This window comes from Sphingomonas sp. Xoc002, from assembly GCF_050408055.1.
In the GTDB taxonomy this organism is placed as follows: domain Bacteria; phylum Pseudomonadota; class Alphaproteobacteria; order Sphingomonadales; family Sphingomonadaceae; genus Sphingomonas; species Sphingomonas yabuuchiae.
The window spans coordinates 1176384-1188598 of record NZ_CP191175.1 but is presented as its reverse complement, the minus strand read 5'-3'; the positions used below and the strand labels follow the sequence as shown (position 1 = coordinate 1188598).

The following is a 12215-nucleotide window of genomic DNA, read 5'->3' as shown; positions in this document are numbered from 1 at the left end:
CGCCACGACTGCAAAATGCAGCGGGGGCCGTGACGGTGATCGGTGGAAGGTGACGCGGTTCGACGCAAGCAATGGGTCCGGCTCGACGGGCTCGGGCACGGTTTTGCCGTCCCGGCCGATGCTCCCCCCTGCCCGCGCGACGGCGGCATCGTCCCATCGGATTCGACGTCCGGTGCCATGTCGGGGGCCGGTCGACTTGGGGGGAAGACCATGACTGTATCGCAACGAAACGAGAAACCACACCCGACGCGCACGGCCCTGCTTCGCGGCACGGCCTGGCTGGTGGCGGTCGCGGGGGCCGCGCCCGCACTGGCACAGACCACACCCACCGCCGACACGGCCCAGGCGGCGGCCGAGGACGGCCAGAATGAGATCACCGTCACCGGCTATCGCCAGAGCATCGCCTCGGCGCTCGCCACCAAGCGCAAGGACATCCGGGTCAGCGACGGCATCTCGGCCGAGGATATCGGCAAGTTCCCGGCACAGAACATCACCGAATCGATCCAGCGCATCTCGGGCGTGCAGATGCAGAATATCAACGGGCGCGGTGCGACGATCAGCATCCGGGGCCTGGGCCCGCAATACGCCCTGACCACGGTCAACGGCCAGACCTTCAAGAGCGCCGACTTCACCGACGGCTTCCGCTACGACATCATCCAGACCGAGCTGGCCAATGCCGTACAGGTCATCAAGTCGCCGACCGCCGACATGGACAGCGGCGGCCTGTCCGGCACGGTCAACATCAACACGCTGAAGCCGCTGGATTACAAGACGCGGAAAGTCGTGCTGTCGGCCAAGGCGCAGAATTCCGAATATGCGGGCCGCGCGATCACGCCCAAATTCGGCGCCAGCTATGTCGATCAGCTCGCGGGCGGGACGCTCGGCGTCTACCTGAACCTCGGCTATCAGAAGCTGAAGGATCGCGCCGACTATCTGTTCCAGGACCGTTGGGCGACGCAGAACGTGAACGGCGCGACGATCGCCGTGCCCCGCCGACCGCGCTATCGCCGGATCGACCGCTCGATCGACCAGATCATGGGCAGCGGCGGCGTGCAGTGGCGGCCTAACGAGGAGTGGGAGATCGACGCCAACGCCATCTATGCGCGTGACGATACGCATTACGACGTCAACCAGCAGGTCTTCCTGTTCAACACCGCACGCCTGACTCCGGTCAGCGTGGCGAACGGCGCCTCCATGGTCACCACCGCGACCAACTTCACGCTGGAGAACAACCGCCAGGAGGAAACCCGCAAGCTGTCGAGCCAGGGCTACACGCTCAGCGCCAAGTGGCGGGGCGAGGATGGCTGGACCGCGCGCGCGGTCGGCAACTATACGCGCGGCCATGCCTATTCGCGCGAGGATGCCGCGATCCTGGGCGTCACCATCCCCTCGGCCACGCTGGACATCACCGATCCGTTCAACGTCAAGTACAGCGTGGCGGCCAATCTGACCGACCCGGCGCTCTACAACCGCTCCACGCTGGTGCGGAACGAGTTTCCGGTCGGCGCGACCCGCCGGACGACGGGCAAGGAAATCTCCGGACAGGGCGACGTGACCAAGGACGTGTCGCTGGGCCCGATCTCGCAATTCGCGGTCGGTGCGAAATATCGGCATGAGAGCTTCGTGCGCGATGTCGGCCGCCACGACCTTGCCTCGCTGCCCAACCGCCCCGGCGCCACCGCCACCGTCTTCCCGGCGCTGTCGAGCAGCAGCTATCCGGTCGGCGGCTTCCTGAACGGCATGGGCAGCATCCCGACCAGCTGGATCGCGCCCGATATCGGCGCGTACAGCCAGGCGCTGGCCGGGGCCGGGATCAGCGTGCCGGACCTGCCCGCGCCGGAATCCAGCTATACCGTCGATCGCTATATCCCGGCGGTCTATGCCATGGCCAATATCGACACGACGCTGTTCGACGCGCCGCTGCGCGGCAATGTCGGCGTGCGGTACGAGCATACGTTGCAGGTGGTGAAGGGCAACATCACCGCCCCGCGCACCGGATCCTATACCAACGTCACCAACAAGATCGGCGATTATACCTCGCGCCAGGACTATCAGAACGTCCTGCCCAATTTGAACCTGGTGCTGGAGCCGACCTCCAAGCTGCAACTGCGCTTCGCAGCTGCCAAGGTGCTGGTCCGCCCGATCCTGGACGCCAATACCTCGATGGCGCAGACGACCTCGTCGGTGGCGAACACCTTCCCCGCCGGGACCAACACCGTCACCGTCGATCTGGGCCAGGCGGGGCTGAAGCCGCTGACCGCCGATCAGATCGATCTGGGTGCCGAATGGTATTATGGCGCGGCCAGTGCGATTTCGGTCAACGGCTTCTACAAATGGGTGAAGAACGGCACCTTCTCGTCGCTGGTCTGCCCGGCCTCGTTCCGGGGCACGACGCTGAGCCGCGCGTCGAGCGGCGACTGCGTCGATAGTTCGGGCAATATCTACAACGTGACCCAGACGTCGAACGACCCGCGCATCATCCGCATCCGGGGCGTCGAGTTCAGCTGGAACCAGTCGCTCGACCGCATCCTGCCCGTCGACGGCTTCGGCTTCATGGCCAATTACACCCGCGTAATCCCGACCCAGGTGGCGATCGGCACCGGCTTTACCGTGCGCAACCTGTCGAAGGACACGGTCAACATCACGCCCTATTGGGAAAACCGGCACTTCAGCCTGCGCCTATCGGCCAATTACCGCAGCTCCTATGTCCAGAACGGCGCGGACAGCTTCTTCGCGACCGAGGGGCATACGGTGCGCGGCCGTACCCAGTTCGACCTGAGCGCGGGTTATACGCCGAACGAGACGCTCAGCTTCGCGGCCGGGATCATCAACCTGAACAACAGCCGCGAACAGGCCTATTACAACAACAATCCCGCGATCTGGCAGGAGACGAGCTTCTATGGTCGCTCCTTCTATCTGTCGGTGTCGACGCGGTTCTGATCTTCCCGAGTGGGGGGCGGGTCGGCCGGACGGTCGGTTCGCCCTTTCCTTTCGGGGTTTCCTTGAGGACAATGCCGCCCGTGAAGACCTTATTCCCCGCGCTCGGCCTGATCGGCACCCTGTTCGTCACCACCTCGGCGGCCCATGCCCATGCCCATGCCCATGCCCAGGGCGATGGCGGACAGGCCGCCCGCGCCGCGCTCCGGCGGCTGGGCGTGCCGGAGCGGCAGGTTTCGGTGGCGATCCAGCCTTCGACCGCGCCCCGCTACCGGGTCCGGGTGGATCATGACCGGTTGAAGGTCGAGGCATCCTCGCCCGTCGCGGCGGTGCGCGGGGCGGCGGCGGTGCTGAATGCGCAAGGGCGGCTGTCGGTCAGCTGGGAGGGCGATCGCGTCGGTCCGATGACCCGCCTGACGCCCGGCGACAGCGGTTGGATCTCCTCGCCCTTCAACATCCGCGCCTATCTGAACACCTGCACCTATGGCTATACGACGCCCTGGTGGAACTGGGCCCGCTGGGAGCGCGAGATCGACGCGATGGCGGTGCACGGCGTCGACATGCCGCTGGCCATGGAGGGGCAGGATTATGTCTGGCGCCAGCTGTGGCGCGAGCAAGGCTTGAGCGAGGCGCAACTGGCGCAGCATTTCTCCGGCCCCGCCTTTCTGCCGTGGCAGCGCATGGGCAATATCGAGGGCTATCGCGCGCCCCTGCCCACCGGGTGGATCGACAAGAAGCACGCATTGCAAAAGCGTATCCTGACCCGGATGCGCGACCTGGGCATGACGCCGATCCTGCCCGCCTTTGCCGGGTATGTGCCCAAGGCCTTTGCCGAGGCGCATCCCAAGGCGCGGATCTACAAGATGCGATCCTGGGAAGGGTTCGAGGGCACTTATTGGCTCGACCCTTCCGATCCGCTGTTCGCCCCGCTCGCCAAGCGTTTCCTGCAACTCTACACCGCCGAATACGGGCCGGGGCGATATTATCTGGCCGACGCCTTTAACGAGATGGTGCCGCCCATCGCCAAGGATGGCAGCGACACCGCGAATGCCGCTTATGGCGACGCGACGGCCAACACACCTGCACTGGACGCGGCGACCAAGGCGGCCGCTCTGCCCCGCGAAGTCCGCGACGCGCGGCTGGCGGCCTATGGCCAGCGGCTCTACGCCGCGATTGCCGCCGCCGCGCCGGGGGCGACCTGGGTGATGCAGGGCTGGCTGTTCGGGGCGGACAAGAAATTCTGGACGCCCGACGCCATCGCCGCCTTCCTGCGCGACGTGCCGGACGAGAAGATGCTGATCCTCGACATCGGCAACGACCGCTATCCCGGCATCTGGAAGACGACGAACGGCTTCGACGGCAAGAACTGGGTTTACGGCTATGTCCATAATTATGGCGGCAGCAACCCGGTCTATGGCGCGCCCGATTTCTATCGCCGCGACGTGGCGGCGATGTTCGCCGACAAGGGGCGCGGGAATGTGCGCGGCTTCGGCATGTTCCCCGAAGGACTGCACAGCAACAGCCTGATCTACGACTATGCCTATGACGTGGCCTGGCCGGGCGGCGACATGGGTCTCGGCCCCTGGCTGAGCCGCTATACCGCCGCGCGCTATGGCCGGAGCGATCCGGCGATGGTTGCGGCGTGGCAGGACGTGGTCGCGGGTGCCTATGACGTGCGCTACTGGACGCCGCGCTGGTGGAACGAGCGGGCGGGCGCGTATCTCTTCTTCAAGCGCCCCGCCGCCGATGCGCCGACCTATCCCGCCGAACCGGGCGACCGCGCCAAGCTGCGTGCCGGGATCGCCGCAATGCTCAAGCTCGCGCCTGCCTATGGTGCAAGCCCGCTCTACCGCTATGATCTGGTCGACCTGACCCGCCACGCCGCCAGCCTGTCGCTGGACGACCGCGTAAAGGCCGCCGTCGCCGCCTATCGGAAGGGCGATGTCGCGACCGGCGACCGGGAGACGGCGCGGGTCAAGGCGCTGGCCCTTGCCATCGACCATCTGATCGGCGGACAGCAGGAAAGCCTCGCCAGCTGGATCGCCGATGCGCGGGCCTATGGCGATACGCCCGCCGAGAAGACCGCCTACGAACAGAATGCCAAGGCGCAGGTTACGATCTGGGGCGGCCGCGGCCATCTGGGCGATTATGCGTCCAAGGCCTGGGCGGGCATGTATGCCGACTATTACCTGCCGCGCTGGACCCGTTATCTGGCCGAGGCGCGCGCCGCCGCACTTGCCAAGCGGCCGGTCGACGATGCCGCGTTCACGGCCAGGCTGCTCGATTGGGAAAAGGCCTGGGTCGCCGATCCCCGCCCCTACAAGGCCAGCGCGCCCGCCGACCCGGTGGCCGAGGCCCGCGCCCTGATGCAGGAGACCGCCCGGTGACGACCATAACCGCCAGACCCGAGCGTTTCGCCTCGCTCGACATGTTCCGGGGCGCGACCATATTCCTGATGATCGTGGTCAACACGGCGGGCGCGGGCGGGGCCTTCACCCAGTTGCAGCACGCGCCGTGGTTCGGCTTCACGTTGGCCGATCTGATCTATCCCAGCTTCCTGTTCGCGGTCGGCAACGCGATGAGCTTCGCGCTGACCCGGCCGATGCCCGAGCATGTCTTCCTGCGCCGGGTGTTCAAGCGGGCCGCGCTGATCTTCCTGCTCGGCGTGCTGATGTACTGGTTCCCCTTCGTCACCCACCAGCCGGACGGCAGCTGGCTTGCCAAGCCCTTTGCCGACACAAGGCTGACCGGCGTGCTGCAACGCATTGCGCTCTGCTATCTGCTGGGGGCGCTGTGCGCGCGCTATCTGAAGCCCAGCCAGTTGGTGATGGTCGCGATCGGTCTGGTCGTCGCGCACTGGGCGATCCTCGTCGGCCTCAGCCCGGCGGGCGAGGCGTTCGGGCGGTATAAGAATGCGGGTACGCTGTTCGACCTGTGGCTGATCGGACCGGAGCATCTGTATAAAAGGGACCATGGCTTCGATCCCGAAGGATTGCTCGGCACCCTGCCCGCCACCGCCAATGTCATCGCGGGTTATCTGACGGGGCTGGCCATCCAGCGTTGGGGCAAGCACGCGGTGACCGTCGGGCGGCTGGCAGCGATCGGGGCCGGGCTGGTCGTCGTGGCGCTGCTGCTGTCGCCGGTGCTGCCGATCGGCAAGAAATTGTGGACCGGCTCTTTCGTCGCGCTGACCGTCGGCATCGACCTGATCCTGCTGGGCGCGGTGCTGTGGCTGGTCGAGATACGCGGCGTGAAGGTCGGGCGGTCCTTCCTCCAGATGCTGGGGCGCAATCCGCTCGCCATCTATCTGTTCTCCGAGCTGCTCGTCGTCGTGCTGGAGCTGATCCATGTCGATGGCGAGGGACTTTACAGCTGGGTCGGCCTCAACGCGTTTCAGCCGGTCGCGCCGGGCCCGGTCGGGTCGCTGCTCTGCGCGCTGGCCTATACGCTGATCTGCTGCGCGTTCGGGTGGGTGCTGGATCGCAAGGGGATCATTCTCAAAGTCTGAGGCGTCCTCGGGTCACCGCTCGCGAACCGAAATCGTCCGCCCCAGGCCCGAAGCCTTGCCCGGCGCCGCCTCCACGACCAGCACGACTTGCCGCTCACCCGCCCCGGCGGGGAACGGCACCACCAGCGGCGCGCCCGCAAAGTCCGTCTTCTCCGCCCGCTTCACTCCGTCCACCCAGGCCTCCGCGCGGCCGACGAGCTCGGCGAAGACCACCGCGCCGCCCTGCTCCGCGACCCGGCGGCGCGGCTTGAAGCTGGTGCGATAGGTCGACCACACGCCCTCGCCCGGCCCCTCCAGCCGTCCGGGCCGCGCATAGACCAGGCTGTTCATGTCATTGCCCGCATAACGTCGCAGCGGATCGGGCCGGGTCGCGGTGAAGTCGCTCCGCTTCCAGTCGGTCAGCATCGCCACCGGCCGGGTGGCAGGAAGCGCGGGCAGAGGCTCGGCGGCGATCACGCGCACCGTGGCCCGCGCAGGTTTCAAGCCCGGCGCGGTCGCCTCGACGGTCAGCGTCCCCGCCCCCGCCTCGGCACGGACCAGCGCCTGGGCCAGCCCGTGGAACAGGCGACGCGCGGGCACGACCTCTGAGTCATGATCGTTGGGATCGCCATTGCCGACACCGATGACCGCGCCCCGCGTCACCCGGAAGCTCACCGGGGCATCCGCGTCCGGCACCACCCGCCCGCGCGCATCGACCGCCATCACGGTGAAGGGCTGAACGTCGCTGCCCGTGCCCAGCATCCCGCCACGATCCGCGACCAGCCTCAACGCGACCGGCTGCCCCGCCGTTTCGACGGCCGTGCGCGACACCTCGCGCCCGGCGCGATAGCCGACCGCCTCCAGCCGTCCGGGGCTGTAGGGCACCTGCCATTCGGGCATCGCCAACCGGTCGACCGTCTTCGTGCCTAAGCTCTTCCCGTTCAGGCGCAGCTCGACCGTCTCGGCATTGGTCAGCGCCAGCACCCGGATCGCCTGCCCCTCGCGCCCCGGCCAGGTCCAGTGCGGCGCGATGGCGAGGGCGGGCGCATCGTCGACCCATTGTGCGCGACGCAGGTGGAAGGCCATCTTGGCGAAACCACACAGATCCATGATGCCGAACACGCTGCTGGTCGTCGGCCATTCGAACGGCGTCGGCTCGCCATGATAGTCGAAGCCGGTCCACACGAACGTCCCCGCGACGAAGGGCCGCGTGTCGATCATCCGCCAGCTTTCGTGATGGGTCAGGCCCCATTCGGCGGCGTCGGTGTCGTAGGAACTGACGTCATGGACGGCCATGTCGGTCTTCCACACCCCGCGCGTCATGAAGGCGCTGGTATCCTCCGAGCTGGTCATCGGCTTGGTCGGATGCGCCGCATGGAAGCTGTCATAGCGGCGATGCTGGTAGTTGAAGCCCATCACATCGACCGCATCCGACACGTTGAGCGGGGAAAACATCCCGTCGTTCATCGCCGCAGTGACGGGGCGTGAGGTGTCGAGTTGCTTCACCGCCTCGGCCATGCGGCGGACCATCTCGTAACCCTGCTCGGTGCCCTGCATCGGTTCCTCGTTGAAGACCGACCAGAGGAAAACGCTCGGGTGATTGCGGTCGCGGCGGACCAGCCACTCCAGCTGGCGCAGATAGTCGGGGCTGGGGTTGAAGTTGCGGTTCTCGTCCATGACCAGCATCCCCAGCCGGTCGCAGGCATCGAGCAGTTCGGGCGCGGGCGCATGGTGCGAGCAGCGCAGCGCGTTGCAGCCCATCGCCTTCAACCGCCGGATGCGCCACTCCCACATCGCATCGGGCATGGCGACGCCGACCCCGGCATGGTCCTGATGGACGCAGACGCCCTTGATCTTGGTCGCCACGCCGTTGAGGTAGAAGCCGGTGCCTGCATCGAAGCGGATCTCGCGGAAACCGATCCGGGTGGCGCGGGCGTCGATGGGCTTGCCGTCGCGCAGCAGCCGCGTCTCCACCCGGTAGAGCGTCGGCTGGTCGACCGACCAGAGTTGCGGCGACGCAACCGGGATCGTGACCTTCGCCTCGGCGGTCTTGAGCGGATCGACGGTCACGTCCGTCTCCGCCCGACCGATGGTGCGGCCCGCCGGGTCGATCAGCACCGCCTCGGCCCGCACGGTCGCCGCCGTCTTCTGGATGTTGGAGACGGTCAGCGCGACCGGCACCGTCCAGCACGTACCCTCGCGACGTGGATCGGCGTGCAGGCCGTCGGTGACGATGCTCACCCCGTCGCGCACCGCCAGCCAGTTGTGACGGTACAGCCCCGCGCCTTCGTACCACCAGCCCTCCATCGTCTCGGCATCGACGCGGACGGCCAGCGTGTTCACCTCCTCGCCGAAGCGGGCATAGGGGGTGATGTCGATCAGGATGGCGGTATAGCCGCTGAAGCTGTGCGCCACGAGCACGCCGTTGAACCAGACCTTGGCATTGGTCGCCGCCGCGCCCAGCTGCACCTCCAGATAGCGGCCGCGCCATTCGCTGGGCAATTTCAGCGTGCGGCGATACCAGCCGATCCCGCGCCGCCGATACCCTTGCGCGACATTGGCCTGGGGATCGACCACCTCCTCCATCGCCCAGTCATGCGGCAGTTCGACGCTGCGCCAGTCGCTGTCGTCATAGCTGACCGCCGCCGCCCCCTGCGCGATCCCGGCCTTGGCATTCTGGTAGCTTTCCTCATGCCCCAGGATCGGCGGCACCGCGATGTCGCCCTTGTGGAACAGCCAGCCGCTATCGAGACGGAGCAGCCCCGGTTCGGAGACGAATGGCGGTTCGGGCATCGCGTCGAAGGGCGCGGGCGCATCGCCGCTGTCGAGGTCGAGCCGGGTGTTCGCCGCCAGAACGGGCTTGCCTAGCGCGGGCGCGGCCAGCCCGCTGGCGAGCAGGGTGCGGCGGGTCACGGTCATCGGGCAGTCTCCGGGAGGGGCGCATAAAGCGGGCGGGCGCCATCGAGCACCAGCTCAACACGATCCAGGGTCAATCCGGGATCGAGCGGCACGATCGCCACCCGGTGATGCCCGGCGACAAAGCTCTTCAGCGGCAGGCTTACGACGGCGGTGTTGGTCAGGACATTCTGCCGCCACTGATCGCTGCGCCCCGTGGTCGCGAAATCGACCGTCTGCCACTCGCCGTCGTCCAGCCGGACGGCGGCGCGCAAGCCGTGCGCGGGGTCGCGGGGATGGGTCGGCAGCGCGACGACGCGCAGGGTCGCGCCAGCCTCGGTCATAGTGGCGAACCGCCAGGTGGCGGGCGTCCCTTGCGCCGCCGAGCCGCGCGTCGGCAGGGTCAGCTTCGCCCGCAACGCGCCATGCTGGCTGCCGAGGTCGGGGATCGCTTCCCAATCTCCACCATAGCGCGCCGCGAGCGCAGGCATGGTGACGCGGCGTTCGTCCTCGATCGCCGTGTCCGGCTCGACCCTGGGCGGGGCGAGTGCGGTCGCATGGACGACCACCGGCCGCTCGCCGCAGCGCAGCGTCACCGGCCCGACCGCGCCCTTGCCGTCATAACGCAGCGTCATCCGCTGCTCGTACCCGCCGCGCTCGTTCAACTCGCCCTTGCCCTGCGACAAGGACAGGCCCGCCGGCATGTCGCTTACGACCCACGAAGTCGCCTGCGGCTGATGTTGATAGAGGGTGACGGGTCGCTCCGCCGGAACGCCACGGGTGAAGGTCAGGACATTCTCATCGCCGATCCATGCGCCCCATAGCCCGGTGGCGCAGCCCGTCTGCGTGGAGGGTTGCCAGCTCGGCCACATCGGCTCGGCGAAGACGGGCAGGCGGCGCGGTGCCATGTCCATCATCTCCCGCCACTTGCCCCCGGCCAATGCATTATAGCGCACCGTGTCGGCGATCAGCCCGGCATTTGCCGCCCTGGCCCGCGCGACATAGGCATTGGCGCTGGCGCGCTGATCGCGCGCGTACAGCTCGGCCAGGTCGAGCGACAGGATGCGCGTGTTCAGCCCCGCCGCGCCGCGCACCGGATAGAGGACCAGCTCGTAAAAGGCGTCCTGCCGATCCTTTGCGATACGCGCGCCGATCGCCTCGGCCTGTGCCGCAAGCGTCCGATACGCCGCAACCCGCGCCTGCGCCTCCTCACCATCCGATTGGACATAGGCGCTAGGCCGGTTGGGCGTGACCCATTCGGTCTGGCCGAAGCCCATGAACTCGGGCTTGCGCGGCCAGGCCAAGTCATAGAAGCGCATCATCACATCGGCGATATTGCCCGCCTCCGCCTCGCCGAACTGCTCGGCCATGAAACGGCGCAGATGCTCGCGCGGTGCCTCGTCCAGCAGCTTGGCGTCGAAGGCCAGGTCGAGGAAATATTGCGAGAGATATTCGATCGGCTTGATGTCGCCGACATTGACCACCCAGATGCGCCGCGCGTCGGTGGCCCAGGCGCGCCCCATCTCCTCGCGGATCAGCGCGGGATGCGTCGTGCCCAGCCACAGATAGTCATGCGGCCGCCCCCAATAGGACAGGTGATAATAGACCCCCGCCCCGCCCGGCCGTTTCTGCTCCTCGGGCGTGCTCAACCGCCGCAGATAGCCGTAATTGTCGTCGGTCCACATCAGCGTGACGTCACCCGGCAGGGTCAGCCCGGCGTCATAGGCCTCCTGCAATTCATGATACGCCACATAGAGTTGCGGAACCTGCGCCGCCGGTTTGCCCAGCGTGTCGGCCAGAAGCCCACGCTGCCGCCCGACCACGTCCTCCAGAATGCTGCGCCGCGCCGCCGTGGTCGTCACGCCCTGCATGGGCCCGTCGTGCAGGCCGCGCAGGCCGACCGTGTAGAACGCCTCCTGCCCCCTGGTCTCCCCCACCCGCTCGCGCCAGTAATCCAGGATCGCCTGAGGCCGCCGGGTGAAGTCGAAGCCGCCGCGCTGCCCCTCGTCCCATTCGCGCAGGTTGTTGCGGAGCATCGGCTCGGCATGGGAACTGCCGATGACGATCGCATAGCGTTTTGCGAGCGGCGCATTGCCCGGATCGCCGAAAAAGGGTGTCGAGATCGAGTGCATCGCAGGCCACAGCGTGTTGGCCTTCAACCGCCACATCAGCTCGAAGACACGCTGATAGGTCCTGGGGCCGATATTGCCCTTTTGCGGATCGAAGGTCTTGGCCGCCCAGGGCTCCAACCCCCAATCCTCGTCGTTCAGGAAAATGCCGCGATACTTCACCGACGGCTCGCGCGAGACGAAGGCGGCGTCATCGATGGCGATCCGATTACGACGGCGCGGGGTGACGTCCGCCCACCATTCCCAAGGCGACACGCCCAGCGCACGGGACAGGTCGGTCACGCCATAAGCGGCGCCGCGCGCGTCCGATCCAGCGATCAGCAGATAGCGCCGTCCGGCCACGCGGACCCCGGCGCGGACATAGCGTTCCCAGCCATCCTTGATCGGCGACAGATCGACGCCGCCCTCCGCCGCCAGCCGCTGGACGATCGGCGAAGCCGTCGTTCCGATCACGACGCACATCGGGGCGCAGTTCGCGACATCATCAACGATCGCGCCCGGCCGCCCGCCCAGCCCGGTCAGATCGCGGGCCAGAAGCTCGGCGGCGATACGGGTCGTCCCCTCGCCGTCCGGTGCCGCCAACAGGCTCGCTCGCGTGAAGTCGAACTCGGCGGCCTGAGCGGGCATGGCGAGGCTCAGCAACGATGCCAGGCCCGCGCCCATGACCGTGATCCGTGCCCGCTTCATCCGCCCACCCCCATGGTTATCGGATCAGTCTAACCTGGCGGCTCAAGCTGTAAAGCTAATTTGCCTGACCAATTAGAGGC

The 12215-nt window shown here is 67.3% G+C and carries 5 protein-coding genes; 3 read left to right on the top strand and 2 right to left on the bottom strand.

Going from position 1 to position 12215, the window contains the following annotated elements; all coding sequences use genetic code 11:
* Window positions 1-210 precede the first annotated feature (210 nt).
* The 3 genes from ACQR50_RS05495 to ACQR50_RS05485 all read left to right on the top strand — a co-directional run bounded on the left by ACQR50_RS05495 (window position 211) and on the right by ACQR50_RS05485 (window position 6445).
* Window positions 211-2940: a TonB-dependent receptor gene (locus ACQR50_RS05495; RefSeq protein WP_428970113.1), complete on the top strand. Its 2730-nt coding sequence runs from the start codon at window positions 211-213 to the stop codon at window positions 2938-2940.
* Between the two features lie 71 nt (window positions 2941-3011).
* Complete coding sequence (locus ACQR50_RS05490) at window positions 3012-5324, top strand: alpha-N-acetylglucosaminidase (protein ID WP_428970112.1); 2313 nt, start codon at window positions 3012-3014, stop codon at window positions 5322-5324.
* A complete protein-coding gene (locus tag ACQR50_RS05485) occupies window positions 5321-6445 on the top strand; it encodes an acyltransferase family protein (protein ID WP_428970111.1) in 1125 nt (374 codons plus the stop codon). Before ACQR50_RS05490 ends, ACQR50_RS05485 begins: the two co-directional genes overlap by 4 nt.
* 12 nt (window positions 6446-6457) lie before the next feature.
* On the opposite strand, the gene galA is transcribed toward ACQR50_RS05485, so the two are convergent.
* Window positions 6458-9343 (bottom strand): beta-galactosidase GalA, encoded by a 2886-nt coding sequence (galA, locus tag ACQR50_RS05480; RefSeq protein ID WP_428970110.1) that lies wholly within the window; start codon window positions 9341-9343, stop codon window positions 6458-6460.
* Window positions 9340-12135 carry a glycosyl hydrolase 115 family protein gene (locus ACQR50_RS05475; RefSeq protein WP_428970109.1) on the bottom strand — a complete coding sequence of 932 codons (2796 nt, stop codon included), beginning with the start codon at window positions 12133-12135 and terminating at the stop codon, window positions 9340-9342. The genes galA and ACQR50_RS05475 overlap by 4 nt, the downstream gene beginning before the upstream one ends.
* Between the last annotated feature and the right edge of the window lie 80 nt (window positions 12136-12215).